At 51.5% G+C, this 25,098-nt stretch carries 22 protein-coding genes; 6 read left to right on the top strand and 16 right to left on the bottom strand.

Going from position 1 to position 25,098, the window contains the following annotated elements:
* Window positions 1-201: 201 nt before the first annotated feature.
* Window positions 202-1,527, bottom strand: a complete 1,326-nt coding sequence (locus BBD42_RS13650; RefSeq protein ID WP_099518582.1) for an ABC transporter substrate-binding protein — start codon at window positions 1,525-1,527, stop codon at window positions 202-204.
* Between the two features lie 316 nt (window positions 1,528-1,843).
* Between BBD42_RS13650 and BBD42_RS13645 the strand changes: the two genes are divergently transcribed.
* Window positions 1,844-2,254: a VOC family protein gene (locus BBD42_RS13645; RefSeq protein WP_099518581.1), complete on the top strand. Its 411-nt coding sequence runs from the start codon at window positions 1,844-1,846 to the stop codon at window positions 2,252-2,254.
* A 90-nt stretch (window positions 2,255-2,344) separates the two neighbouring features.
* On the opposite strand, the gene BBD42_RS13640 is transcribed toward BBD42_RS13645, so the two are convergent.
* The 6 genes from BBD42_RS13640 to BBD42_RS13615 all read right to left on the bottom strand — a co-directional run bounded on the left by BBD42_RS13640 (window position 2,345) and on the right by BBD42_RS13615 (window position 8,995).
* Window positions 2,345-2,911, bottom strand: coding sequence for a beta-class carbonic anhydrase (locus tag BBD42_RS13640; RefSeq protein WP_056033885.1), 567 nt, complete (start codon window positions 2,909-2,911; stop codon window positions 2,345-2,347).
* A gap of 209 nt (window positions 2,912-3,120) precedes the next feature.
* Window positions 3,121-4,167: a zinc-binding alcohol dehydrogenase family protein gene (locus BBD42_RS13635; RefSeq protein WP_099518580.1), complete on the bottom strand. Its 1,047-nt coding sequence runs from the start codon at window positions 4,165-4,167 to the stop codon at window positions 3,121-3,123.
* Window positions 4,167-5,132 (bottom strand): aldo/keto reductase, encoded by a 966-nt coding sequence (locus tag BBD42_RS13630; protein ID WP_099518579.1) that lies wholly within the window; start codon window positions 5,130-5,132, stop codon window positions 4,167-4,169. The genes BBD42_RS13635 and BBD42_RS13630 overlap by 1 nt, the downstream gene beginning before the upstream one ends.
* A 14-nt stretch (window positions 5,133-5,146) precedes the next feature.
* Window positions 5,147-6,661 (bottom strand): UxaA family hydrolase, encoded by a 1,515-nt coding sequence (locus tag BBD42_RS13625; protein ID WP_099518578.1) that lies wholly within the window; start codon window positions 6,659-6,661, stop codon window positions 5,147-5,149.
* The gene (locus BBD42_RS13620; RefSeq protein WP_099518577.1) at window positions 6,654-8,168 is read right to left on the bottom strand and encodes a tagaturonate reductase; all 1,515 of its coding nucleotides are present in this window, start codon (window positions 8,166-8,168) and stop codon (window positions 6,654-6,656) included. Before BBD42_RS13620 ends, BBD42_RS13625 begins: the two co-directional genes overlap by 8 nt.
* Entirely contained in the window at window positions 8,165-8,995 is an 831-nt protein-coding gene (locus BBD42_RS13615; RefSeq protein ID WP_099518576.1) for an amidohydrolase family protein, read from the bottom strand. The genes BBD42_RS13620 and BBD42_RS13615 overlap by 4 nt, the downstream gene beginning before the upstream one ends.
* A gap of 327 nt (window positions 8,996-9,322) precedes the next feature.
* On the opposite strand from BBD42_RS13615, the gene BBD42_RS13610 reads away from it, so the two are divergent.
* Entirely contained in the window at window positions 9,323-10,204 is an 882-nt protein-coding gene (locus tag BBD42_RS13610) for an AraC family transcriptional regulator (RefSeq protein WP_099518575.1), read from the top strand.
* A gap of 523 nt (window positions 10,205-10,727) precedes the next feature.
* Window positions 10,728-12,083 carry a dicarboxylate/amino acid:cation symporter gene (locus BBD42_RS13605; RefSeq protein WP_099518574.1) on the top strand — a complete coding sequence of 452 codons (1,356 nt, stop codon included), beginning with the start codon at window positions 10,728-10,730 and terminating at the stop codon, window positions 12,081-12,083.
* A 111-nt stretch (window positions 12,084-12,194) separates the two neighbouring features.
* On the opposite strand, the gene BBD42_RS13600 is transcribed toward BBD42_RS13605, so the two are convergent.
* The 3 genes from BBD42_RS13600 to BBD42_RS13590 form a co-directional block, all read right to left on the bottom strand.
* Window positions 12,195-12,644, bottom strand: coding sequence for a MarR family winged helix-turn-helix transcriptional regulator (locus BBD42_RS13600; RefSeq protein WP_056033864.1), 450 nt, complete (start codon window positions 12,642-12,644; stop codon window positions 12,195-12,197).
* A 37-nt stretch (window positions 12,645-12,681) separates the two neighbouring features.
* On the bottom strand, window positions 12,682-13,452 hold the full coding sequence (locus BBD42_RS13595; RefSeq protein ID WP_099518573.1) for a pirin family protein: 771 nt from the start codon (window positions 13,450-13,452) through the stop codon (window positions 12,682-12,684).
* Window positions 13,453-13,523: 71 nt separating this feature from the next.
* Window positions 13,524-13,880, bottom strand: coding sequence for a DoxX family protein (locus tag BBD42_RS13590; protein ID WP_099518572.1), 357 nt, complete (start codon window positions 13,878-13,880; stop codon window positions 13,524-13,526).
* A 1,092-nt stretch (window positions 13,881-14,972) separates the two neighbouring features.
* On the opposite strand from BBD42_RS13590, the gene BBD42_RS13580 reads away from it, so the two are divergent.
* Window positions 14,973-15,524, top strand: a complete 552-nt coding sequence (locus tag BBD42_RS13580; protein WP_348272600.1) for a hypothetical protein — start codon at window positions 14,973-14,975, stop codon at window positions 15,522-15,524.
* Between the two features lie 143 nt (window positions 15,525-15,667).
* Here BBD42_RS13580 and BBD42_RS13575 read toward each other — a convergent pair whose 3' ends face one another.
* The 3 genes from BBD42_RS13575 to BBD42_RS13570 are packed head-to-tail and all read right to left on the bottom strand — an operon-like array spanning window position 15,668 to window position 18,587.
* Entirely contained in the window at window positions 15,668-17,251 is a 1,584-nt protein-coding gene (locus BBD42_RS13575) for an SMI1/KNR4 family protein (protein WP_237163470.1), read from the bottom strand.
* Window positions 17,252-17,303: 52 nt separating this feature from the next.
* The gene (locus BBD42_RS31780) at window positions 17,304-17,450 is read right to left on the bottom strand and encodes a hypothetical protein (RefSeq protein ID WP_172455490.1); all 147 of its coding nucleotides are present in this window, start codon (window positions 17,448-17,450) and stop codon (window positions 17,304-17,306) included.
* Window positions 17,451-17,462: 12 nt separating this feature from the next.
* Window positions 17,463-18,587 (bottom strand): hypothetical protein, encoded by a 1,125-nt coding sequence (locus tag BBD42_RS13570; protein ID WP_099518570.1) that lies wholly within the window; start codon window positions 18,585-18,587, stop codon window positions 17,463-17,465.
* A 194-nt stretch (window positions 18,588-18,781) separates the two neighbouring features.
* Here BBD42_RS13570 and BBD42_RS13565 point away from each other — a divergent pair, with 194 nt between their 5' ends.
* Window positions 18,782-19,681 (top strand): YwqG family protein, encoded by a 900-nt coding sequence (locus BBD42_RS13565; protein WP_172455489.1) that lies wholly within the window; start codon window positions 18,782-18,784, stop codon window positions 19,679-19,681.
* A 164-nt stretch (window positions 19,682-19,845) separates the two neighbouring features.
* Here the strand turns inward: BBD42_RS13565 and BBD42_RS13560 are convergent, their stop codons facing one another.
* The 3 genes from BBD42_RS13560 to BBD42_RS32225 all read right to left on the bottom strand — a co-directional run bounded on the left by BBD42_RS13560 (window position 19,846) and on the right by BBD42_RS32225 (window position 23,673).
* Complete coding sequence (locus BBD42_RS13560) at window positions 19,846-21,075, bottom strand: aminotransferase-like domain-containing protein (protein ID WP_099518568.1); 1,230 nt, start codon at window positions 21,073-21,075, stop codon at window positions 19,846-19,848.
* 232 nt (window positions 21,076-21,307) lie between these two features.
* Entirely contained in the window at window positions 21,308-22,471 is a 1,164-nt protein-coding gene (locus BBD42_RS13555; RefSeq protein WP_099518567.1) for an iron-containing alcohol dehydrogenase, read from the bottom strand.
* Between the two features lie 125 nt (window positions 22,472-22,596).
* Window positions 22,597-23,673 carry an EamA family transporter gene (locus BBD42_RS32225; RefSeq protein WP_237163469.1) on the bottom strand — a complete coding sequence of 359 codons (1,077 nt, stop codon included), beginning with the start codon at window positions 23,671-23,673 and terminating at the stop codon, window positions 22,597-22,599.
* A 401-nt stretch (window positions 23,674-24,074) separates the two neighbouring features.
* Here BBD42_RS32225 and BBD42_RS13545 point away from each other — a divergent pair, with 401 nt between their 5' ends.
* On the top strand, window positions 24,075-25,040 hold the full coding sequence (locus tag BBD42_RS13545; protein WP_099518566.1) for an L-lactate dehydrogenase: 966 nt from the start codon (window positions 24,075-24,077) through the stop codon (window positions 25,038-25,040).
* The last annotated feature ends 58 nt before the right edge of the window (window positions 25,041-25,098 follow it).

Raw genomic sequence — 25,098 nt, 5'->3', positions numbered from 1 at the left:
AGAACAAGAGCACAAGAGCATAGAGCAGAAGGGCAGAAGAGCAGAAGAGCAGAAGGGCAGAAGAGCAGAAGAGCAGAAGGGAACAAGAGATCCAGGCGTAAGCGCTGGATCTCTTATCGGACTGCTTTTTTCGCTTATTCGGTTCTTCATATGCAGGTTGGTTAAACCTGGTTATACAACAGGCTAGGAGCCGAGGATCAATTAACCGCCGTTTACTTCGCGGCTTGTGCGGTCCTTCAGGCGTGCTGCCGCTTCCTTCAATGCATCAGCCGCAGCTTTGCCGTTGAATACGTCGGATTGTGCTTTCACCGATTCATCAAGAGCAACGGAATAATCTTTCGTGTAGTAAGGTGTCGGTACCGCATTCATTTCTTGCGCGAACAGCATCCAGATGTTTTGATTGCTGAAAAACTCAACGCCCGTTGTAAAAATATCTTCGTTATAAACGCTCGTCAGCGATGGGAACAAGCCGTATTTTTCCATAGCTACTTTTTGAACGTCTGGCGATGTTGAAAAATATTCCATGAAGCTGAAAGCGGCATCTACATTTTTGCTTGTGGAAGTCAAAGCCCAACTGCTGCCGCCAAGGTTAGCTGCGCGGTTGCCCCCTTTTTCAAAGGCCGGAACTTGGAATACGCCCCATTTGCCGCTCAAATCCTTCGCTTGGTCAGTAATTGTGCCTGTGTACCATGCGCCAAATGCAATGGAAGCGATCGTGCCGTCAACCGTTGCAGAAACGGTGCCATCCCAGCCGTTAACGTCTTTGATTAGGCCAGCCTCATCGAATTTTTTCAATGTTTCCAGCGCTTTCACGTATTTCGGGTTGTTAAAGTCGATTTTGCCATCTTTGTCAAAGTAGAACGCGCCTTGCTCATTGAGCATAATACGAAGCGTTGCATCATCTTTAAATTTATCTACAGGGAACAGCTGCGCACCTGTTTTTTCTTTAATCAGCTTGCCTGCTGCGAGGTAGTCATCCCAAGTCTCAATCTTGGAAGCATCAACGCCTGCTTGCTCAAACAAATCCGTGCGGTAGAATACGCCAGTTGGGCCTGCATCGAAAGGAAAGGCATAGCTTACGCCATCTTTTTTCGTCAGCTCTTGTTTGAACGTCGGAAACTCGGAAAGCTTGGCATCAAAGCCTTTCTCCGAAAGGTTCACGAAGCCCTTAGGGAAAGCGTCGAGATATCCTTGCAGCCTGTCATCCTCCACAAGCACGATATCAGGGAGGCCAGCGCCGCCTGCAGCTAGACCCGTGGACAGTTTGTCATATACATCAAGGCGCCCAATGTCTTGAACCTCTAGCGCTACATTCGGATGATCCTGCTGATAAGCCGTAATCGCTTCATTTAACGCACCAACGTTTACGTTCCAAGCCCAAGCCGTCAATTTCACTTTCTCTCCGTTGTTAGCGCTTTCAGGACTTGCATTGCTTGTAGTACCTGTTCCGCTGTTATTGCTGCCGCATGCTGCCAGCACGACCGTTAACAGCAGTAAAGTGATAACTGATTTGAAAGATTTGTTCATGTGAAATTCCCCCTCATAATGATATGACTGTATTTCTGTGCATAAACGAAATGGCTGCTGCTTGCAGCATGCCGTTCTGAGGCAAGCTTTCTATTTTTTGAAAACGCTTGCATTGCCTGAGTAAAATTCTATTATGATTTTTACTTAAAGTCAACTTAAAATTTTACTTGTTTTTTAACTTGTTTTTATTGGTTATTTACCTCGTTTACACATTTATCGCGCCCAAAACAATCAAAAATAAAGATATTTCCGAAAAATAGGCTATACTAAACAAGGTACAAGTCTATACATTTCATAATGGGAAGGAAGCTGAACAATGGCGAAGCTCACTGCTTATTTTTTCTCGGAGGATGCTAAAGCACAGGCTGATTTTTATATTCAGGCGCTTAGAGGGGAAATCATCTCCATTATGAAATTCGGGGATTTGCCGAATACGCAAGAGGATGCAAAGGACAGAATTCTTCATCTTGAGATGAAGGCCGCTGGTGTTCATTTCATGTTATGCGATGCTGTGTACCAGAAGCTGACTCATGGAAGCGCCATTAATCTAAGCTTGGAGTTCGAAGGCGAAGCGGAAGCTCATGAGGCTTTCAGTAAGCTGTCAGAGGGCGGAACGGTGAAAAAAGAGCTGAGCCCGGAATTTTGGGGTTCGCTGTTCGGGCAGCTGGAAGATAAATTCGGCATTCCGTGGATGATTACGACGGCTGCGAAGACGAGTCAAGCTTAACCCCACGCACACCTAACTTAAGCATACAAAAAACAAGCCCCTCGCGATTCATGCGCAAGGGGCTTGTTTTTTTGTTATTTTTTAAATATATTATTCCTTCTTATATCCTTCATCCACCAAATCGAGGCGTCCTGTCTCTGGATCAATAACGAAGCCATGCACAGGAATATGCGCAGGCATCAGCGGATGGTTGCGAATAATGCCGATACTGTCCATGACGCCTTCCTCTACCTTATCAAACCCCTTCAAGAAACGGTCCATCTTAATGCCGGAGCTCTCAAGCGTCTCGATAACGACTTCGGAAATGCCGTTTTCCTTGAATTTATTGACCATGCCCTGCGTATCCAAATTGTTCATGCCACAGCCGTGGTGCCCAATAACGAGCACTTCTTCTACGCCCAGCTCATAGACAGCGACCAAAATACTGCGCATCGCACTACCGAACGGCTGAGTCAAAATCGCGCCGGCGTTTTTAATGATTTTGGCATCGCCATTGCGCAAATTCAGCGCTTGCGGCAGCAGCTCAACAAGACGGGTATCCATACACGTCAAAATCGCCAGCTTTTTCGCTGGGAACTTGTCGGTCAGAAACTGTTCATAACGTTTTTCCTCAACAAATTTCTCATTATATGACAATAAATCATTTACAATACTCATCCTTCATTTCCCCCTCTGCTATTGCCAGACAGCCCTTTATCTCATGAATAAAAGCCTGTCCCTATATAAAAAAAGAAGAGCCGCAGCTCTCCCTTCATTATCCTTCCTGCACAGCCGATGCCATCTACGTAAGCTTAGCTCACACAGGATCAGAAAAGCTAAACTTACTTTAGCATAATTCGTACATGATGAGCAATAGCAACATTAGGTTACAGTTCGACTACCGCTTTAATGACCTTCGACTCCGGCTTCAGCCACTCGTCGAATACATCAAGCATGCCTTCAAAGGACGAGCGATGCGTAATTAATCGGTCTACGTTAACGCTGCCGCTGGATACCGCTTCAATGACGATATCGAAATCCTCACGCGTTGCATTGCGGCTTCCCATCAGCGTCAGCTCGCGTTTGTGAAACTCGGGATCATGAAAGGCAATATCCGCCTTCACGAGTCCAACATAGACCAGCTTGCCGCCATGCGCTGTCAGGCCGAAGGCATCCGTCATCGAACGGGCATTGCCCGTTGCGTCAAATACGACGGTTGGATATTCTCCCTCTGTCAGCTCAGCGATCCGCTCTTTCGGCTGCTGCAAGGCATGAACCGTTTCATCCACACCAGCCCAATCCTTGCAAAAAGCAAGCCGCTCCTCATTAATATCCATCGCAATAACACGCGCTCCCCGGTGCTTGGCAAACGCCATGACGCCAAGGCCGATCGGCCCTGCTCCGATGACGAGCACAGTCTCGCCCGCTTCCAGCTCCGCACGGCGCACAGCATGGGCGCCGATGCTAAGCGGCTCCAGCATCGCCGCCGCGTCCAGCGTCAAGCCATCCGTCTTAATCAGATGGGTAGCGGGAACCGCAATAAGCTCGCGCATGCCGCCGTCCCGATGTACGCCCAGCACCTGCATGGCGGTGCAGCAATTTGTTTTGCCGCGCCTGCATGCGATGCAAGTACCGCAGTGCATATACGGAATGACACTGACTTGATCGCCTGGCACAAGTCCGGCTACATTTTCGCCAACCTCTTCTACAATAGCCGCCAGCTCATGTCCGAGAACACGAGGATATTGAAAGAAAGGCTGATTGCCTTTGTAGGCATGCATATCTGTCCCGCAAATGCCAATGCGGCGAATGCGAATAATAGCATCCTCTGGGCCAGCCGCGAATGTATCTTCACCGCTGCCGCCGCCAAAAGCAGGCTGCTCCTGCTCCGTCAGCTTGAGGCTGTCCGGCTGCTCGCACACAATCGCTTTCATCATGTTGCGCTCCTTTGCCTGGCTCCGCCGCTGATTTGCTCATTATATTCCGGCAAGCCGCTGATCCAGCTTTCATTGGCAACGGGCGCCAGCAATTCAAGCACTTCCTTAAGCAGCCTCTCGTCCATAGGCTCCTCTATCCATGCCGCGTTGCGGCGGATATTTTCTGGATTCGCTGTACTGACCAGCGTCGTCGGAATTTGCTCATTCGCTACTGCAAACTGCATCGCCAGCTTCGCAATATCGGTACCTTGCGCTGCACAATGCTCGGCAGCACGCAGACAGGCGGCCTTCAGCCCGGCGCTCGCCGGATGCCAATCAGGCGTGCCTCTTGTGCCAAGCAGACCCATCGACAACGGTGATGCGCTAACCAAGCCGACATTATGCTGCTCAATGAGCGGCAGCAGGCCAAGCAGCGATGTATCATTTAATGAATAATGGCAATAGGATAAAATGACATCGACTTCCGTATGCGGCAGCCATTTCTCGAATAGCTGCAGCGGCAAGCCGGAAATGCCGTAGTGGCGGATTTTGCCCTGCTCCTTGAGCTTTTGCAGCGCCGGAATGCCCTGTGCCGCATGCTCAGGCGAAACAAACTCAATATCGTGAAGGAACATAAAATCTACGTAGTCCGTATTGAGCCGCTGCAAGCTTTCTTCAAGAGAGCTAATAATCCGGCTTTCGGAAAAATCGAAGCTGTCCACGCCGTATCGGCCTGCTTTAGTCGAGAGCAGAAACTGGTCTCGCGGCAGCTCCTTAATCGCCTTGCCGAGCACCGTCTCCGCCTTCGTCAGTCCGTAATACGGCGAAACGTCGATATAGTTGATGCCCGCATCCAAAGCGCTGTGAACGGTACGAATCGCCTCTTCCTCATTCGTCTCCCGGAATACGGAACCGAGGGAAGATGCGCCGAAGCTGAGTACTGATACATCCAGTCCGGTTTTGCCTAATTTGCGATATTTCATCGTTTTCCCTCCGATTACAAAATAACGCCGTCTTTGAAAATCGCAATTTCCTTAAAGCCATTGCGTTCATTATTCGTCTTCGCTTCGCCTGAAGCGAGCGCCAGCAGCTGATCCCACAGCTCATCGGTCAGCTCATTCATCGTCTTGCCTTCGAGCAGCTGTCCTGCGTTGAAATCGATCCAGTTCTTTTTGCGTCCCGCCAGCTCGCTGTTCGTTGCAATCTTCACTGTCGGAACCGGGCCGCCGAACGGCGTTCCCCGACCTGTCGTAAACAGAACGATATGCGCGCCGCCCGCAGACAAAGCCGTTACCGATACGAGATCATTGCCCGGCGCTTCAAGCAAATTCAAGCCTGTATGCGAAATCCGCTCGCCGTAAGGCACAACGTCCTTGACCAGCGCGTGACCGCCCTTTTGCGTACAGCCAAGCGACTTCTCCTCCAGCGTACTGATGCCGCCAGCCTTGTTGCCCGGCGAAGGGTTTTCATAAATTTCCTGATCATGACGGATAAAATATTGCTTGAAGTCGTTAATTAAATGGACGATTTTACCAAATACCTGTTCATTGTCTGCGCGATTCATTAATATCGTTTCCGCACCAAACATTTCCGGCACCTCGGTCAAAATCGCCGTTCCGCCCGCTTCAATCAAGCGATCGGATACCGTTCCGACAAGCGGGTTCGCCGTAATGCCGGACAAGCCGTCTGAGCCGCCGCATTTGAGCCCCAGCTTGAGCTTCGCGACCGGCACCGGCTCCCGCTTGAAGCGCTCTGCGAATTCGACGAGAGCGTCGATTTCCTCAAGCGCAGCCTCCAGCTCATCTTCAACCTCCTGCGATTTAATAAACTTGACGCGCTCCGGATTGTAGTCGCCAATCGCCTGCTTAAACAGGTCGATCTGGTTATTTTCACAGCCGAGCCCCATTACGAGCACGCCTGCCGCATTCGGATGATTCACAAGCGAAGCAAGCAGCTTCTGCGTGTGCTGCAGATCATCGCCAAGCTGCGAGCAGCCAAACGGATGGGCAAAATGATAAACGCCATCGACGCGCCCCGCATACATCGCATCAGCCCGCCGCGCTACGATTTCACAGGTTTTGTTAATGCAGCCGACCGTATTAATAATCCAGATCTCATTGCGAATGCCGACCTCGCCGCCATCCCGCACATAGCCTTGAAACGTCTGGTTCGCACGATTCGCCGAGCTCGCAGCTGGCGCTGCCGATTCCTCGCGGCCTTTTGCCGGATCATACGAATATTCCAGAAAGCCTTTCAGTCCGGTTCCAATATTATGCGTATGCACCCAGCTGCCTGCTGGAATATCCGACTTGGCGATGCCGATGGAATAACCAAACTTGAGTACATGTGCATCCTGCGGAATTGGAGTAGAGGCGATTTTATGCCCTTTCGGCACGTCTTCGAGCAGTTCCAGCTCCCTGCCATTTTCAAGTGCCAGCTTATCCCCTTGGGAAAGCGGCGTAAGCGCAATAACGACCTGATCCTTCTCATTAAGCCGAACCCAGTTATTCATGCGCACCACGCTCCAGTTCCTCTAATTGTGAAGCTACCGCTTCCGCCAAGCCTGGCACTGCCTGCAAGTCGCGTCCCCATAGCTCGCTCAGGGCCAGCAGCCGCTCTGCTTGCGCTTGTGCCGAGCCCGCCGCTGCTTCTGCACCTTGAGCCGTTCCTTCCGAAGCCCACGCCGCTGCAAGCGCCGCTAGTGCTCCTGCATCGTCGCGCACCGTATAGACGGTGCCGAGCAAATCCGTACCTGTGTATGCGCCTGATCCATCGCTCTCTACTTTATAGTAGCGCAGCAATCCGGCAAAAGCGCGCACCAGGCGTGCTGGCACTGGCTGACCGCGATCTGCATAATCCAGCAGCGATGGCAGCAGCCTGACCTTGAACTTGCTAATGCTGTTCATCGCAATATCGGCAAGCCGGTGGCGAATGAACGGATTGAGAAACCGCTCATACACCGCAGCGGCATAATCCTTAAGCTCGCCCTCGGGCAGCGGCAGCGCAGGAATGATCTCTTGTTCGACTGCATCGCGAACGTAGGGGCCAAACTCCGCATGCTCCATCACCTCGCGCACCTGCTCCAGACCATGGACGAGCGCAAGCGGCGTCATCAGCGTGTGAGCGCCATTCAGTATCCGTACCTTCCGCAGCTGAAACGGCTTTAAATCCTCTACAAAATGCACGTTCAGTCCTGCCCGGCGCAGCGGCAGCTGCTCATCCAGCTCCGGCTCCGCTTCAATCGCCCAAAAATGGTACGGCTCCGCTGTCGTCAGCATCGGGTCCTCATAGCCCCACTCCTCAAACCATTGCTGCGCCTGCTGCTCATCAGGATAGCCCGTCACGATTCGGTCTACAAGCGAGTTCAAGAAGCGATTGTCCTGCTCCACCCATTCCTTGAACGCCTGCGGAAAGCCCCAATCCTCGCTATAGCGCAGGACGCAAGCTTTCAGCTCGTCGCCATTGCGCTCCAGCAGCTCGCAAGGCAGGCAGATCAAGCCGCTGTCCGCAGCGCCTTCGAAGGCGAGAAAACGGCGATACAGCAAATAAGCAAGCTTGCCCGGGTAAGACTGAACCGGCTGGCCTTCCTGCAGCGGCTCCGGCCTGTAGGCAAGTCCAGCTTCTGTCGTGTTGGAAACGACGAAACGCAAATCCTTGCTTTCCGCAAGCTGCACCAGCGCTTCCCACTCCGAATAAGGATCGAATGCTTTCGCAAATACGGTGACGACTTCCTTGCGCTGGACAGCCGCGCCATTTTCCAATCCGCGAATGACCAGCGTATAAAGGCCGTCCTGCTTGGCCAAAGCGTCAATTTTCGGCTTGCCGCCCGGACGCGGCTGCGTCACCGCGACTCCACCGCTGAACAGCCCCTGCTTATGGCATTCCTGCAGCATCCAATCGGCAAAGCCGCGCAAAAAGTTGCCTTCGCCGATTTGCAGCACCGTTATTTTCCCTGCTTGAACCGCCTCGTACCGTTCGCGGTCTTCCTGTCCCAGAAGCGACTTATTTAACTGGCTCATAGTTTATAAAACTCCTTTGCATTTAGTCCGAACAGCTTGCTGCGCTCCGCATCTCCCCAAGAGGCTGGCAGCGCCTGCTCCAGCACATCCACAACTTCATCATAGCCCGCCGCCAGCAGGCACACCGGCCAATCACTGCCGAACATGACCCGGTCCGGGCCAAAAACCTCCAGCACATGGCGAATATAGGCGATAAAATGCTCCGGCCGCCAGCTCTCGTGGCTTGCCTCTGTGACCATTCCCGACAGCTTGCAATACAGCTTCGGATAACGTGCCAGCTCCGTCAGCTGGCTGCGCCAAGGCTCAAGCTCGCCCGCCGCAATCCGCGGCTTCGCCAAATGATCGATAACACCGCGCAAATTCGGCACCTGCTTCATAAGCTGAACGAGCGAATCGAGCTGATGCGAGGTGAGGAGCAGATCAATCGGCGTATCCCGCTGCTCATACTCCTTCAGCGCCTCAACAAACGTCTGTTGCAAAATCACACCCGCATCCTGCAGCTCTTGAATCATCACGCGGAACCCCACGAACCGCTGATGACGTTCAAAATGTTCGAAATGGCTTAGATGCTCGGGATCGAACAGGTCGAGATAACCGACAACTCCCGCAATCGACTCCGTGCGGTCGCTCAACGCGAGTAAATAATCGGTCTCAGCCAGCGTTGGAGCGGCTTGCACTGCGATCGTATAGCTAATGCCATGCCGATTCAGGCTTGCCTGCAAATGCTCTGGTCCGAAATCGCGATAAAGCACAGGTACCTCTGGTGTAATCCAGCCGTAATCGCCCCGCTCAATTGCCCAATAATGCTGATGCGCATCAATCCTCATCGTTGCTGCCCCCTATAAAACGATATTTTCACACAAGGTGAAACGGCTTTCAGTCCGAGAAATATAGAGAAAGGATAGCAAAATCATATACTTTCCTATATTTTTAAATGAACATATAATTGTTAACGTTTTCATAGCAGCAGCTGCTCTAAAACAAAAACCTGCGCCCGCTGCTATCTATCCCTTTGATCTCATTATAAATGCCAATAATGATATTAAAAATAACGTATTCCTGCATATTTGTACTGTATTTTGATTTTTGCTATGCTGGACTATAGAAACATTGCGCGCTTAGCCCATGCTGGCGCAAGGAGGAGCCGTTCGCGTATGAAGCCGTTTCGCAAGCCGTTCGAGGTTGGCAGCTCATTTCCCTTCGATTTCGTCTACCGTGACCGCAAGCATTGGCAGACGGAGCTGCCCGATCATCTGCATGACTGGTATGAGCTTGTCTATATTTATGAGGGCAAAGGCACTTTTTTTATTGACCAAACCTTTTACGATATGAAGCCCGGCGATTTGTTCATTATTCCGGGCAATACGATACATCGCTCGTTTCCCGACAAGGAGGAGCCGGTGACGTCGACGGCGATTTTTTTCAGCACCTTATTTGTCCAGACGGCGTCATTCGGAGATACCTTCTCGTATTTGCGCTGCTTCGACCATGCCAAAAAACATAAACGCTACAAATTTGAGCCGACAACGCAGGAGCAGCTTAAGCTGGTGCAGCTCATTGATGAGCTTGAGCTGGAGCAGCGCGAGCAGCAGCCCGGCTATCGGCAGGCGATATTGCTGCAGCTGGAGCATATTTTGCTGCTGATGAACCGCCGGATTATTGCAAGCAGCCGCGAATATGCCAAGGCGGATGGCCCGCTGATTGGCCCGTTATGGATGCGGAACATTCTCCACTATATTGATGAGCATCCCGATGTCCCGCTCGGCTTGTCCGTATTGGCGCAAATGGCGGCGGTCACGCCAGCCCATTTTTCCCGCGTATTTAAGCAGCTCACCGGCATGAATGTCACCGACTATGTGACGGCGAAGCGCATTATTCGCGCCAAGGAGCTGCTGCTGGCAAGCGACGAGAACATTCGGCTCATTGCCGACGCCTGCGGCTTCGAGAGCCTGCCCCATTTTCACCGCATGTTCAAAAAAGTAACCGGACAAACGCCTGCGGCCTATAAAAAAGCAACGCCAGCGGAGCAAGCGTAAACGGCTGTCGCTATCCTCTGGCGGCAAAGCTTCCGTTTCGCGGAGAAATATAGAGAAGGGATGCAAAATTCATATCCTTTCCTATATTTCAAGCGTAAACGGCTGTCGCCATCCTCTGGCGGCAAAGCTTCCGTTTCGCGGAGAAATATAGAGAAGGGATGGAAATATCATATCCTTTCCTATATTTCAAGCGTAAACGGCTGTTGCCATACTCTGGCGGCAAAGCTTTCGTTTCGCGGAGAAATATAGAGAAGGGATGCAAAATTCATATCCTTTCCTATATTTCAAGCGTAAACGGCGTGCGCCTCCTCTGGCGGCAAAGCTTCCGTTTCGCAAAGAAAACTAAGCATAATAACAATTTGAGGAGGGGAGCCGCAAGTAAGCGGTTTCCCTCTTTTTTGCCAAATTTATAATTGACAGGAACGAAAGACGAGTGCTATATTACATTTCGTACTATAATACTTAGTAAACAGGTAGGAATTATATAATATTCTTGCTCGTCATAGCTGAAAGGATGTTGAAGATGGAAAACAATTTAGTAGCCGCTTTTCAGAACAACTGGCTATCGCTGCTCGTATCGGCAGTCATTCTCGCCGCGCTTTATTATCTCGCGAAGAAACGCGTAGGCTTCGGCACGAGGGTACTGCTGGCGCTTGGCCTCGGACTTGTCGCCGGCATTATTTTCAATAAATTCGAGCTGCAATTTGAAGGGGTTGGCACCATCGGCTCTATCTATATCAGCTTAATTCGCATGATCGTTATTCCGCTCGTCTTCGTGCTCGTCGTGAACAGCATTATTTCCATCACCAATATCGCTTTCCTGAAAAAGATCGGCATCAAGACTGTGTCCTGGTTTCTCGCCACCACAGGCGTTGCCGCAATTATCGGCCTGCTCGTCGCCGTAGCGCTGAACCCGGCAGGCACTTTCGAAGCGACTTCGCCGGAAGGCTTTGAGGCCAGGGAAGTGCCGAGCTTCTTCCAGGTTATTTTGGACCAGGTGCCTTCCAATCCGATTAATGAAGCGGCAACCGGCAAGGTGCTTCCGGTGCTGATCTTCGCCATCTTCATTGCCATTGCCATCGTCAAGGTTGGCGCGAAGAAGCCCGATGCCGTCCAGCCTGTTAAAGCGCTGTTCGCCTCGCTCACCGAGGTGCTGCATCAGGTCGTCAAATTCGTGCTTCGCTTCACGCCATACGGCGTGTATGCGCTAATTGCCGTGATGGCCGCCAAATACGGCCTTGAAACCTTAAAGCCGCTCGGCATGCTTATTATCGTCACCTACATTGCCCTCATTTTGCATTTCGTGCTCGTATTTGGCGGACTCATCTCCTTCGTTGCCAAGCTGAATCCGCTGCGCTTTTTCAAGAAGGCGTATCCGACCATTGCAGTCGCATTTACGACGCGCAGCAGCTACGCAACCTTGCCAATCAATTTGGAGGTCATTACGAAGCGCCTCGGCGTATCGCCCAAAGTTGCCAGCTTCGTCGCTCCGCTTGGCGCTACGATGAATTTCAATGGTTGCGGAGGCGTATGGCCTGCCGTAGTTGCCGTATTCGTTTCGCATATTTACAGCATTCCGCTCGGCGTTACCGAGTATATTCTGATCGTGCTCGTCAGCGTTATTTCGTCGATCGGTGTTGCTGGCGTTCCGGGCCCTGCCTCCATCTCGACAACTGTCGTGCTCACTGCCGTCGGCCTGCCGCTGGAAGGACTGGCACTTGTCGTCGCTGTCGAATCGCTTATTGATATGGGCCGCACAGCTGTCAATGCAACGGGAACGACGGTCACTTCCGTGCTCGTCGCTCAAGCCGAAGGGGAGCTGGATCGCGATGTGTTTAACAGCAACGATAATGATGAGCTTGAACTAAGCCCCGCTTAATATGCCTATGAAAAATAGCCCCGCTAAATCACGAAGCTTGCCTTCATGATCTTGCGGGGCTATTGGCCTTTTTCGGTACTAGACGGAAATAGCTCTGCCGTTATACAAGCATCAGCTTAACTGTTCTGCGCCAAGCCCGATTTTTTTGAGCAGCTGGATCAGCAGCTCTTTCTCCGAATCATCAATGAATGACATGCTGCGTGAAATCATTTCCGCATGCTTAGGAAAAATTTCATTAAACAGCTGCGTGCCCGATTCGGTAAGCGCGGCATTGGAGGCTCTGCGATCGGTCGGGCTAGGATGCCGCTTGACGTATCCTTTTTTCTCCAGCTTGTCTACGACATAAGTAATGCTTCCGGTTGGAATGGAGAAGGTTTCGCCAATTTTCGTAATTGGCTGTGGCCCCTTGCTGTATAATAGCTCAAGAATAATGAATTGCTCCGGCTCAATGCCGTGGCTTGCAATGTCTTTTTTGACATTTCCGAATACGGCCATAGAAGCTTTGCTCCATACACGGAACAGCCGCAAGTCCAGCCCGGTGCGCTCATCGGCTTGATACATCTATACCCAACCTCCTTTCCCGTCTAAAATAAACCCGTTACAGCGGTTTGTTGTACAGCGGGTAATCTACCTCTTCCGGAACGTCAATGATGCTGAAGCGCAGCCGTTCCTGACCTGGATTGCTTATGCGTATTTCTCCGCCATCCTCTGACTGTACCACTATAAAATCTTTATTTGCAAATGAAATCTCCTGCTCGCTATCAATCGTGCCTTCGCCTCTGATGACCAATACGCCCGCAATGCGGCTGCGTCCTAGCAAATAGCTGTACGTATGCTGCGCCCCGGCTTCCAATTCTACATCAACCATAGCTGCATCGGCTACGAGATTAATGGGCGATTGTCCGCCCAAAATCGTTTTCACCGATACTCCATTCTCGGAAGTTCGCGGAAATTGCTCATGCGTATATTTATTATATATCGGCTCCCGTTTCACCGCCTTGCTTAAATGCGGCTCCAGCCAAATTTGGAACAGCTCTGCCGGGCCGTCCGAGCCCTCTGCATGCCACATCCCGGAGCCAGTCTGCATCACCTGAACGCCTCCTTCGCCCACGACGCTATGCGTACCGAGCGAATCCCGATGGGAGCTCTTGCCTTCCAGCACATAGGTTATAATTTCAAAGCCCTTATGCGGATGCTCGCCAATTTGGCCCGCTTCCTCGATATGTCCCCATGCCCAATAAAACAAAGGACCGAGCCGGTTGAAAATAGAGCCTTCGCCAGAAAAGCCGATTGGCTTCTGCTCTTTTATTTTGCCACCGTCAAACTCGCCTATGCCCTGCTCATCCGGACTTATAATTCGTATTTTCATTTGAATGCATCTCCTTTGATTGAGGATGAAAATATTATTGCTTTAACGAATCGGTTACGTTCGTTGCCATATTAACCCGCCAATGCGCTCCAGTTGAGCAGCAATACGATCAGGCCAAGCACCAGCAATACGAGCGGCATGCCCATTTTCGACCCAGGGTCTTTAACTTTAAGATGAGTAGCAATGGCGCCCGCCATAATAACTACGATAAGCAAGCTGCCCCAAGCAGCCAGACCGCTGTACCAAATACCCACCACAACAAGAGCCGCCGCCGCAATTTCAGCCACGCCTGTGAACAGCCGAACGCCGGAAGGCAAGCCGTAACGCTTGAACTCATCGACCATTTGCTTCGAGCCCAGCTTCATCAAACCAAACATAAGAAAACCCAGACCTAACAAAACTTGAATCACAATAGATACAATACTCATTTTAATTCCCCCACTAGTCGTTTTTATTCTTAAATTATTTACTCTAATATTAGAATATAATTACTCTAACATTAGAGTAATTGAATGTCAAGAGACTTTTAGAAATAGGATAGGCATTGCATATTAGGGCTTGCATGCAAACTTAAACAAGCAAGAGCCGATTCAGAGCGGATTTGCATTAGATCGGGATTAGATTCAGATTAGATCCAGAGCGGATTTTGCTTGAAGCCAGCGTCAAACGTATTCCCGCAACTACCGCGAATGATATCCATCATGAATGTGAACCTACGTACGAAGGTCAGCCTCATGCTTTTCGGTTCAGCGGTTTGCTCCCTGCATAAAAATAGACTTGGTGGACGCAGCACCGCCTAAAGCGCCTATTTCAACTGAATCACAGATTTTGGGATAGGCGGCGGACTCAGGGGCCACCATTTCAACAAATTCACAGATTCTAGCATAGGTCGCGGACTCTGAAGACGCTATTTCAACAGAGACACGTATTCTGGCATAGGTCGCGGACTCAAGAGACACTAATGCGCTGCAAATAGCTATTTTGACAGGATAATGAGAGCAATAACGGATCTCCTGTCCGCGTACGGTCTGAAATCAGCTTAAAAGCCAAAATAGCGGAAACTCAGTCCGCCAAAAGAAGAAGTGAACGTTCCTGACTGTGACGTCTCGGCAACAGTGATTCCAACAGTCTTAGTAATACAGGCTCAGTAATAACAGGTTCAGTAATAGCAGGTTCAGTTTCAGCGGGCTCAGTAATAGCGGCGTCAGTTACAGTGGGTTCAGTTCCAGCGGGCTCAGTAATAGCAGGTTCAGTTTCAGGTGGTTCAGTTACAGTGGGTTCAGTTTCAGCGGACTCAGTTTCTGAAGCCCCTGCAAATGGTCTCTGCAACAATCGCATGCAGCGATTCCCCAACCTTGAATCGTCAGATGAGATTTGCCTTGAATAAGCGCTAGACAAGGAGCAACAAGAGCAGCTGAGCAACTCCTTTTTTTTGCATACCCTAGAACGATTTCCTTCCATAAATTTGATATATTAATACTTAAGCCAGCTAATTAAATTAGGAATAGGTGAGGTGAAGCATGATGACGATGAAAATGAAGCTGTATCATTATTACGATGAATCTACAGGTCCATTTCGCAATCTATCCGCTCTAGAACCGCAGGAGGCCGAAAAGGTTCTTCAACAAATTCGATTTCAGAAAAGGGGATTTGCAAGTAGCCGTACCACGGATTATCTAGACATTCGGCGTATGCTTGAAGAGAGGGCGAGAGACTTATTCATTGTTAAGGGAGGCAAGCCTTTGCTAAAATATCCTCACTATATGACTCTTGAAGAGTGCCCTTGGCTGCTGGATTGGTATCCACAAGGCAAAGCTATTGCATTTTCCATCTCCGACTTTGAACCTGGCATCCTAAGCTTCACTTATGGCGATTTATTTCCTGCAATGCGATGCAACGACGGGAAGCCCTATCGCGGTCAAGTGTATACAATCAGTGAGATTGCCGATATTATAACAAGCTACGGCCTGCCCCAAGCATGGAATGCCCATGGAGACAAAGGCCCGGAAAGATATATAGAAGTGCAAGTATGGGATGATACCTTAATCAAGCCATTTCCCCCAAAAAATTAAACAGCGGCTGCCGCCAAAAATCTCATCTGGCTGCAACCGCATTATAAGATCACATTATGTTTAAGTCCACTATCTCCATTATCCTTGTCCGCGGCAGGGTATCCTTGCGCCCCGTAGAATAGCCTTATGCCCGTTGCGGTGCTCTATGCCCTATTATATGCCAGCCAAATTTCCTCTTCTTCGTCTGTCATGCTGCCGATCATTTTGCTCATATCTACCTTTTGCGTAAAAAGATCCTTCAGCACATTAAATTGTGCAAAGCTGCCAGCGAATTGCTGCAGCGAGGCCGATTTCCCCACCGCTTCCAATTGGCCAAGCTGCTCGCAGCCGTTTAGCTCAAGTTCCTTCAAGCTGCTGCACTCGGCTACAGCTGACATATTCACAACAGTTGTATGCTCCAGCTTCAGGCTTTCCAGCTTGGAAAGCGCGGCTGCGAATGTAAGATCATCTAGCTCCAGCTGCTTCAGCTCTAGCGACTTCAGCTTTTTCAGCTTGCTGAGCAGACCGATTTGCTGCTTGGCCGCTTCATCCGCGAAGCCTTGTATCGAAAGCTCCTGCAGCTGCTCCAATTCACAGATTGCGCGCAGTTGCTCCCCGTTGATGTTTGAGACGGCAAGACGGCGCAAGCTTTTGGACTGGGCAAGGGGTGAAAAATCGACAATCGGCACATTTTCAGCCGCCAGCTTTTTAAGCTTTGGCAGCTTAGCCAGTGGGGAAATATCCACAACACCGGTTCCCGTCAAATACAGCTCCTGCAAATAAGCAAGCTCCGACAGCGCGCTCACATCCATAATCGGATTGCCGCCAATGTATAGCACCTTAAGCTGCGTACAACCGCTGAGCGGCGCAGCATCACTAATTTCATTGGCGCTTAGCACCAGTTCCCGCACCTCGCTGCAATAAGCGAAGGGCTCCGCGTCCGTCAGCCCCTCCTTAATAAAATAAAGCTGCTTCGCCTTCAAAAAAGCAGCGACCGAGCCGGACTTTTCCTTAATGCGCGCCAGCCAGTCGGCACCCAGCGACTGCTCCAGCTGCACTGCCAAATTGGCTCCAAGTGCTCTATCCTCTTCAAGTCCACCATGGCCAGCTTCTAGAGCTGAACGCCCTAGTGGCGGCGGCAAAGCACGTACGGCGTCATGGAAATGTCCATCCCCTTCCCGCCCATAGTTCCAGAATACCCATTCCTCATCCCGATTGATGCTGTACTGCCCTTCCTTGACCGTATCGCGAACAAATTTCAGCAGCTCGCCGAGCGTTAAAGCAATGACATATTTCGTCTCCTCATCCCGGCCAAAATTAATGATCTGGCCCGTTACGCCGCTCGGCGCAGGCGCCATATCTACACCGAGGTGATTGCCTCCGCCATCCTCGCTGATCGGCAGCCAGCCGCGATTTATGTAACGTTCCTCTATCCAGCCAAGCGGAACGGAATAATGGCCGCTTTCCTCGCCAAAGTCCGCCTCCAAATCTGCCCACACCTGCCACTCTGACGCAAGCTCCTCCAAGGACAGAAACCTTAGCCCCATGAACAGGCCCGGCCCCTCACTCTGCTCGCCGTTATGCAGCAAATACAAGCTTCGCAGCTCGTCTGGAAAAGAAAGGCCCAGCCGCGATTCCACTTGGACGATTTCCGCTTCCGTTGCAGGTCCGTTCAACGATGCGGCCAGTTCCGGCAGTTCCTCCTTAAGCAGCTCCTTGATTTCCTCCATATATGTGATGATGCTCATCGCTTCTCCATCCTTCCGCTTCTCCATCCTTCCGCTTGTCCACTTCAGCGCTCTACTGCTGTGCTTCTTTCCCTTGCCCTTGTCCTTGTCCTTGCATTTGCATTTGCATTTGCACTTGCACTTGCACTTGCTCTTGCACTTGCTCTTGCTCTTGCTCTTGCTCTTGCACTTGCCCTTTTCCTTGCCCTCTCCCACTCACTTGCCCCAGCTTCTACAGCTCCAATTGCGCGATAAACAATTGCTGGGGTTTGGCAGCACCATTCATCATCGGATAAATAATGACCCGGTATGCCTGATCGCTGACGCGGCAAATATCGTTTAATACGAGCGATTCGCTGGCTGGACTGGCTGGAATAGGCAGCAGCTCGCCTGTCAGCTGATTCGTGTAGCCGCGTTCTCCGCTATGCGTAAAAATCGCACGCAGCTCCGTATTTTGCACAATTGCCCACCCATTGCCCTCTTCAAAAGTAAAGCGGATAATATCCACCCCGTCCGCAAGGCGCACAGGCTCCCAGACGCTGTAAAACGGGCTTGGCAGCTCATGCAGTGCATGCGTCTCCCGCCGCCCATCCGGCGCAACAACACCAAGATTCAGAGCATTTCCGAGCGTGAAAATAACCCGCATATCCCGTTCGCTTCCGAGCTCCAGCACCTCAAGCAAATCCGCATCGAACCCGCTCAAGCGGTGTTCTTCCATAACGTTCCCTTGGCTGTCTAGCGTACGGTGCAGCAGTTCCTCCTCCTGATGGAGAACTGTGAGCAGATGAAGCTTGCCCTCCGGATCAAGGGAGATTTTATTGTTTTTGGGCATCGGCAGCTTGATAACCTTGTTCGACTGGATGCGGCCATCCGCAAATTCCAGCCGCAGCAGGCGGTCCGGCTTCTTATCGCTGAACCAATCCTCATCGTGGAACCAGGCTGATGTCCCTGCCGAAGCGGCATATTTCCCTGGAAAAGGACGGCTCCCTTTAGGAGCGTCATGGTCGCTGCGTCCGTACAGCGGCAGCGCTATATCAAGCTCCTTGCCATGCGTAGTGCCAAGCGATACCCAAACCGCGCCATCCGGGCTATGAAACAGCTCAGGCAAAACGCCCTCCTGCTCATGCTGCGTATCAATAAGACTGCCGCTCTCATCCAGATGGATATAGACGACATCGTAAAGACCGCTTTGATTGTCATGATAGGCATAAGCCGCAATCACCGTGCCGCCGCTCGGGGCAGCAATGGCTCCTTTTGGAGAGATGCCGCCCGGATGCTTCAATAGGGTCACTTGGCCAACCGTATCCGTTAACGTCTCGGCATTCCAAGCTTTACTCCAGCTTTTCAATTCTTCCATCTGTCTATCAGCCCCTTATTTCTATCGTACTTTGAGTTAGGTAAAACATTACATAGGAAAATATACCCTTTTATCTGCAATCTCTATCTAGCGCGCCATACGAATTTGGTAAGCTTTCCTCGCAGCAGGGTAATGGTTCAATACGACTTGATTTTTGACGACTTACTCAATCCCAGAATGGAGGATTTATGCTTATGTCCAATTACCTTAACGAACAGCTGTCACAAGCGTTGGAACAATTGCTGAATGAGCATCAACTATCTCCCGCTGCCGAAAAATTGCTCCCGCAAGCCCGCAGCACAGTGAGGCTGTCTGCAATAGAGCCTGATTTATATGAGAAGGTCGGCAACTCGCGCGTCGGCGGCTATCCAGACCTTCCGCAAGCGATGGAATGGCCGACGGAATCGTCTGGCAAGCTGATGACCCCGCTCGCCCAGCTGAATATGGCGGACATAGCGCCTGCATGCAGACAGGGCTGGCTGCCGGAAGCAGGCATGCTTTATTTCTTTATCGGCATGGACGAAGCGGCTGCGAACGTCGAGCACCGCATTATTTTTGTCGAATACCCGCAGCAGCTTGCTCTACGCCATCCCGAGACGGCAACGATTCTTGAGGATATTTATGAAACGTCGTTTCATCCTTACAAAGCCGCAGCCTTTTCAGCGGTCGAGCTGCCGAACATGCCTTATGTGGATTATGAAGTCATTGATTTTGAGGAGGGCTCGACCGACCGCTATTTTGAGCTTGCCGCCGAGATGCAGGGGGATCGCACAACCCATTGGGGAACGATGTTCGGCTATCCGGCCGGGCAGCATCACGATGCTGAGGAGGAAGCGGCACTGTTCATTTTGGCAGATAAGACGACCGAAAATGACAGCGAGAAGGCGATGAAGCATTTGATGGACAGGCTCCATGGAAGCCGGGAGCGGGCCGAAGCGGAAATCGCGGATATGATTATGCTGCTGGAAATAGACAGCAATGAACTAGTCGGCTACCAGTGGCAAAATGCTGGCGTCATTCATTTTTTCATTCGAAAAGAGGACCTGCTGGCTCGCAATTTCAGCCGCACCTACTGCTCGCTGTATTCCAGCTAACCTTCACATCGATAGGAGCAAAGGGAATATTAAAAAAGCGCGAAGCTTCGCCTCGCAGATTTTCTGCTGACGGAGAGGCTTCGCGCTTTATGTCGGGAATCGAATAAGGTGGATCTCAAGAGGGTACGGATCGCCAGTTACGCCCCGGCCAGTTAAGCTCGGATCTAGGCTTGCAGCTCGGGAACAGCTTGCTGCGCCGCTAGGCCTTGCAAAGCTTCATAATAAGCTTCTGCCAAAGCCTTAATGCCGCGTTCGATCTGCTCCGTGTTGCAGAAGCTAAAGCACAGCCGCAAATGGCGGGAGCCCTGCCCATCCGCGAAAAAAGCATTGCCCGCCACAAAGCTGACGCCCTTCGCAAGCGCTGCTGGCGCAAACTGCCGCACATCCACCTGCTCGTCAAACGTCACCCAGACGAAAAATCCGCCATCCGGCGCCTGTACCGCAATATGCTCCGCAAATTCCCTCCTGAGCGCTTGAATCATCGTATCGCGCTGCAATTTATAACGCTCGGCAAGTTTTGCTACCTGCTCATCAAACCCATAATGCTGCAGCAATTCGCCAACAACCTCTTGGGTAAAAGGATTAAGCTGGCTTCCCAGCGACAGCGTCGCCATATGCGTAATGACCTCCGGTGCGGCAATTGCCCAGCCGAGGCGCAGTCCAGGGCCTAGCGTCTTCGAGAACGTGCTGACATAGATGACCTGCTCAGGCGCAAACGAATAGATCGCAGGAAGCGTCTCCCCGCTAATGTTCAGCTCGGCATAAGCATCATCCTCCAAAACGAGGAAATTGTAGGCCACCGCCAGCTCCGCAATTTTCCGCCTGCGCTCAAGCGACAGGCTCACACCCGTCGGATTATGATAGTTCGGCATGCAGTACAGCAGCTTCGGTATCGGCTCATTGCTTGCAGCTGCCTGCTTCAAGGCCGCTTCCAGCAGCTCGACCTGAAGGCCCTCCTCATCGACGGGGATCGACTTGATGACTGCACCCGCTGCGCGGAACGCCTGCAAGCCATTAAAGAAGGTCGGCCCTTCTACCCAAGCCTCATCCCCCGGGTTTAGCAAAATTCGCGCGGTCAGGTCAATGCCTTGAATGGCGCCAAAGGTCGGAATAAAGTTTTCTGCCCCAGCATGAATGCCGAACTTGCGGGAACGTGCCAGCACCCAATCCCTGACGCGGGCTGGCCCCTTCGCTCCCGAATAATGGAGCGCATCCGCCCGGTCCCATTTAAGAGCTTCCGCCGCCGCTGCATGCAGCTCCTCAACCGGCAGCAAGTCCGTTGCCGGAAAGCCGTAGGACAAATGAACATGCTGCGGGTCTGTCACCTTCGTTCCGCCAATTGATCGTGCGGGCAAGTTGCGGGCAAAACGATACGCTGCTGCTTGATCTCCCATCTGAAAAAGCCTCCTCTAATATCCGATTATTCCGATTATTTTATATGAATTTAACTTATCACTCCATATATGCAGCGGTCAACGGCACGGATAATAGAGATTTTCTATTCCATCATTGAAATTTCAAGGATTGGAGCACAACTGACCCCCTTGCTCGCCAGAAAAAAAAGCACTCAGGCGTGCTGCTTGCGCAGCAGTACCTGAATGCTTTATAAAAGCTTGACTTCCTGGCTTACAGGCTCGCCGTCAAGATGCTCTTGACCGCTTCCTTGTCCAAGCTCTTGAAGGAGCCGATTGGGCCGAATACGGTCGCTTCCGCCGCCATTCGGTCAATGTTCTCGCCCCCAATGCCCAGCTCGCCAAGTGTTGCAGGCTCGCCAATGCGCGTAAAGTAGGCGCGTGTCGCTTCGATACCCGCAAGCGCCACTTCCTCATCGGATTTGCCGCTCGGATCGATGTTCCATACCCGTACCGCATATTGCACGAAGCGGTCAATACGCTCTTGATACACATGCTTCATCCAGTTAGGGAAGATGATCGCAAGTCCTGCGCCATGCGCGATATCATAAATCGCACTTACCTCATGCTCAATGCCATGCGACGCCCAGTCCGTCACGACGCCAATCGGCAGTGTGCCGTTGAGCGCAAAGGTGCCAGCGAGCAGCAAATTCGCTCTGGCGTCATAGTCGGAGCCGTTTTCGATTGCTTTTTCCCCATTTTCAATGACCGTTTGCAAAATGGATTCTGCAAAGCGCTCCTGCAGCGGCGTATTGGTCGTTAGGGAGAAATATTGCTCGAACACATGCGACATGATGTCGACGATGCCGTTCGCCGTCTGATCCTTCGGCACGGAATACGTCAGCTTCGGATCAAGAATCGAAAACTTCGGATAAACAAGCTTGCTGCCGAGGCCGCGTTTTTGCTGCGTTTCCCAGTTGGAAATAACCGCGTTGCCGTTCATTTCCGAGCCGGTAGCGGCAAGCGTCAGCACGGTGCCGATCGGCAATGCCTCTTGGATGACTGCTTTGCGGATCGTGAAATCCCACACATCGCCATCATAGAGCGCCCCAGCCGCAATTGCCTTGGAAGCATCCAGCACGCTGCCGCCGCCTACGGCGAGCACGAACTCGATTTTTTCGCTGCGGCAAATGTCGATCCCTTTATTAATTGTCGTCAGGCGCGGATTCGGCTCCACGCCAGACAGTTCATGAACGGTTGCGCCAATGCTATTTAATTGGGAAATCACTTCGTCATAAAGCCCCGAACGCTTGATGCTTCCGCCGCCGTATACGAGCAGAACTTGCGTCCCGTATGGCTTGACCAGCTCTCCAAGCTGCTGTACCTTCCCTGCTCCGAATATGAGCTTGGTTGGGTTGTACAATTCAAAATCTTTCATAGTAAGTGAAACCTCCCGTTAAGTAAAATAAGTGAACGGTTGTATTATAACACTTTCACTGAGTTTTCTAAAGTTATAGACGTTTCGTACTTAACTCGCCTGTATTCAGCGCGGTCCGCTTCACATTAAGAGCCATACAAACGCAAGAGCAGGATGCCTGCGAACGCGGTTGAAATCCCGATCGTCTCCAGTTTGGAGAACCGCTCCTTCACTACAAACCGCGTATAGAGCAGTACAATTAGCACATTAAGCGCCGTTACGGCCGACACCAGCCCCGCCTTCCCCACATCAAAGGCCGTCACAATAAACATCATGCCCACAGCATTGGTAATGCCGACCGCCATCCCGACGGAAAACGTGCGGCGGAAGCTCCAGCTGCGTTTGCCTGCTGTGCCTGCCCGGTTGGCCGCTGGAACTGCCGCGCTCACGATTGGCTGAGTGCTTGGACTCGCAGTCCCGTTTCTGGCGCCGCCCGTAATATCAGTTTGAACCACATTAACAATATTAAGAACAGCAGGAGCATTAAGAGAATGAACAGCATTAAGAGTCGTTGCAGCGGCACCTGCCGCTATCTCCTGCGCTGCTTGGCCTGCTGCCGCAGAAGCAGCACGTACGGAGCGCAGGTCGCGCAGCCACCAAAGCCCAAAGCAGATCGAGCCGCTGCTGAACATGCAGACAAGCGTCGGAAACAACGGCGCATCCATCATCGTCGACCATTTTCCCGATAAATCGTTTCCGGCAAACAGCAGCATCGCCAGCAGCCCCCATTGCGCTCCTTGCAAATTGCCACGGGTAATATCATTGGAATAACGCACCAGCAATATACCCGCAATAATGATAATAAAGGAGCTGAGCTGCGCAATATTGAGCGTCTCGCCCCATACCGCGAAGGCGACAACGACGACAATTGCCGAAGGAAGCGCGGTCAAAATCGCAACAATAGAGGCTTTGCCCACGGCAAAGCCCTTGAACATGCTCGCATTTGCTCCGAAAGAGAGCAGTCCCATCTGCACGCCAATAAGCGATGAAACGGTGAAAGATGCTCCAGTCGCCAGCGTACAAACAAGTGTAATCAGCGCCCCTGAGAAAAATACACCGCACAGCAGCGCATTGCGATTAAGCGCCTGCTGGCTCGTCCAATGATACAAAATCCCCCGCAGCCCAAAGCTCGTCGCCGCCAGCAAGGATAATACAAGCCACATGAAATCCATTCCTCCATCTGTGTCTGCCCACATATACTTTCCCTATCATGACAGCTGAAAGTTAGATTGTAAATGTACGAAAATAAGCGGTTTATCTATATTCAACCTTAGGACTTCCGACCTGTACAGTGTGGACAATCCTCCCTGTTCACTTGTGGATAAGTATTGGAGGTGGCGGAAAATACTCCATTTGAACACTGTTGATAATGTGCATAACTCTGTGGATATGTTGACAAGCACAGCGCTATCCTCCATTGGCTGGCAGATCAAAATGTGCATATTTTCACGCTTTTGCTTCCATGTGACATAGACAAACATGGATTGAACATGGCCGTCACATCATGGGCTGGATGCCGCATATAATAGCGTAACGAGGTTAACGGCGGAGGAGATGCATAAGGATGGCAAACAAAGCGCGCAAGGTCGCCATTGTAGGAGTCGGTCAGGTCGGTTCAAGCTGCGCGTATGCCTTAATTAACCAGTCGATTTGCGATGAGCTGCTGCTCATTGACCGCACGTTCGACCGGGCCTACGCACAGGCGCTCGATTTGTCGCACAGCATGGACTTTGTCCATGGCCGCACAAAGGTTGCTGCTGGAACGCTGGAGCAATGCGGAGATGTGGACGTTATTCTTCTATGTGCCGGAGCATACCCCGTCGGCAGCGACGATCGGCTCGATGTGCTGCATACAGTGCGCGAGATTTATGAAACGATGATTCCGCGCATTATGAACAGCGGATTCAACGGAATTTTTGTAGCGGCCGCCAATCCTGTGGATATTGTGACGTATGTCGTGTGGGAGCTGTCCGGCATGCCGCGTTGCCAAGTGATTGGCACCGGAACGTCCATCGACTCCTCGCGGCTCAAGACGCTGCTCTGCGAGCATTTTCCTGTGGATGCCCGCAGCGTGCAGGGCTATGTGCTTGGAGAGCATGGCGAGTCGCAGTTTCCCGCCTGGTCGCATGTGACGGTTGGCGGCAAGCCGCTGCTGCATATTTTGGCCCAGCATCCCGAGCGCTTCGGGCATGTGAAGCTCGGAGCGCTCGCGGAGCAGACCCGCAATGCCGGCTGGGAAATCTATACGCGCAAAGGCTCGACCAGCTTTGGCATCGGCAATGCGCTGGCACATATTACCCGCTCTATTCTAAACGATGAGCATCGCATTATTGCCGTGTCTGCGATATTAAACGGCGAATACGGCCAGCGGCAAGTATGCGCCGGAGTCCCTGCCATCATCGCCCGCTGCGGGGTTAAGGAAATCGTCGAGCTCAAGCTGACGTCGCGGGAGCAGCGGCTGATGGAGCGCTCATGCTCGATTATACGCCAGGCAATTGAGAGCCTATGCCTCGTAACCGAGAAAGAATAGCTGCAAGCTTGGCCGATTAAAAACGGATTGATTTTTCTGATCGTATCCGATATGATAG

The sequence above is a fragment of the Paenibacillus sp. BIHB 4019 genome, from assembly GCF_002741035.1.
In the GTDB taxonomy this organism is placed as follows: domain Bacteria; phylum Bacillota; class Bacilli; order Paenibacillales; family Paenibacillaceae; genus Pristimantibacillus.
The sequence above is the reverse complement of the archived record's forward strand: the minus strand, read 5'-3'. Positions and strand labels throughout refer to the sequence as shown.

Excerpts from the sequence above, each read along its gene's own strand:
- BBD42_RS13650 (WP_099518582.1), bottom strand. The coding sequence starts at position 1,527 with ATGAACAAATCTTTCAAATCAGTTATCACTTTACTGCTGTTAACGGTC.
- BBD42_RS13645 (WP_099518581.1), top strand. The coding sequence starts at position 1,844 with ATGGCGAAGCTCACTGCTTATTTTTTCTCGGAGGATGCTAAAGCACAG.
- BBD42_RS13640 (WP_056033885.1), bottom strand. The coding sequence starts at position 2,911 with ATGAGTATTGTAAATGATTTATTGTCATATAATGAGAAATTTGTTGAG.
- BBD42_RS13635 (WP_099518580.1), bottom strand. The coding sequence starts at position 4,167 with ATGAAAGCGATTGTGTGCGAGCAGCCGGACAGCCTCAAGCTGACGGAG.
- BBD42_RS13630 (WP_099518579.1), bottom strand. The coding sequence starts at position 5,132 with ATGAAATATCGCAAATTAGGCAAAACCGGACTGGATGTATCAGTACTC.
- BBD42_RS13625 (WP_099518578.1), bottom strand. The coding sequence starts at position 6,661 with ATGAATAACTGGGTTCGGCTTAATGAGAAGGATCAGGTCGTTATTGCG.
- BBD42_RS13620 (WP_099518577.1), bottom strand. The coding sequence starts at position 8,168 with ATGAGCCAGTTAAATAAGTCGCTTCTGGGACAGGAAGACCGCGAACGG.
- BBD42_RS13615 (WP_099518576.1), bottom strand. The coding sequence starts at position 8,995 with ATGAGGATTGATGCGCATCAGCATTATTGGGCAATTGAGCGGGGCGAT.
- BBD42_RS13610 (WP_099518575.1), top strand. The coding sequence starts at position 9,323 with ATGAAGCCGTTTCGCAAGCCGTTCGAGGTTGGCAGCTCATTTCCCTTC.
- BBD42_RS13605 (WP_099518574.1), top strand. The coding sequence starts at position 10,728 with ATGGAAAACAATTTAGTAGCCGCTTTTCAGAACAACTGGCTATCGCTG.
- BBD42_RS13600 (WP_056033864.1), bottom strand. The coding sequence starts at position 12,644 with ATGTATCAAGCCGATGAGCGCACCGGGCTGGACTTGCGGCTGTTCCGT.
- BBD42_RS13595 (WP_099518573.1), bottom strand. The coding sequence starts at position 13,452 with ATGAAAATACGAATTATAAGTCCGGATGAGCAGGGCATAGGCGAGTTT.
- BBD42_RS13590 (WP_099518572.1), bottom strand. The coding sequence starts at position 13,880 with ATGAGTATTGTATCTATTGTGATTCAAGTTTTGTTAGGTCTGGGTTTT.
- BBD42_RS13580 (WP_348272600.1), top strand. The coding sequence starts at position 14,973 with ATGATGACGATGAAAATGAAGCTGTATCATTATTACGATGAATCTACA.
- BBD42_RS13575 (WP_237163470.1), bottom strand. The coding sequence starts at position 17,251 with ATGAGCATCATCACATATATGGAGGAAATCAAGGAGCTGCTTAAGGAG.
- BBD42_RS13570 (WP_099518570.1), bottom strand. The coding sequence starts at position 18,587 with ATGGAAGAATTGAAAAGCTGGAGTAAAGCTTGGAATGCCGAGACGTTA.
- BBD42_RS13565 (WP_172455489.1), top strand. The coding sequence starts at position 18,782 with ATGTCCAATTACCTTAACGAACAGCTGTCACAAGCGTTGGAACAATTG.
- BBD42_RS13560 (WP_099518568.1), bottom strand. The coding sequence starts at position 21,075 with ATGGGAGATCAAGCAGCAGCGTATCGTTTTGCCCGCAACTTGCCCGCA.
- BBD42_RS13555 (WP_099518567.1), bottom strand. The coding sequence starts at position 22,471 with ATGAAAGATTTTGAATTGTACAACCCAACCAAGCTCATATTCGGAGCA.
- BBD42_RS32225 (WP_237163469.1), bottom strand. The coding sequence starts at position 23,673 with ATGTGGCTTGTATTATCCTTGCTGGCGGCGACGAGCTTTGGGCTGCGG.
- BBD42_RS13545 (WP_099518566.1), top strand. The coding sequence starts at position 24,075 with ATGGCAAACAAAGCGCGCAAGGTCGCCATTGTAGGAGTCGGTCAGGTC.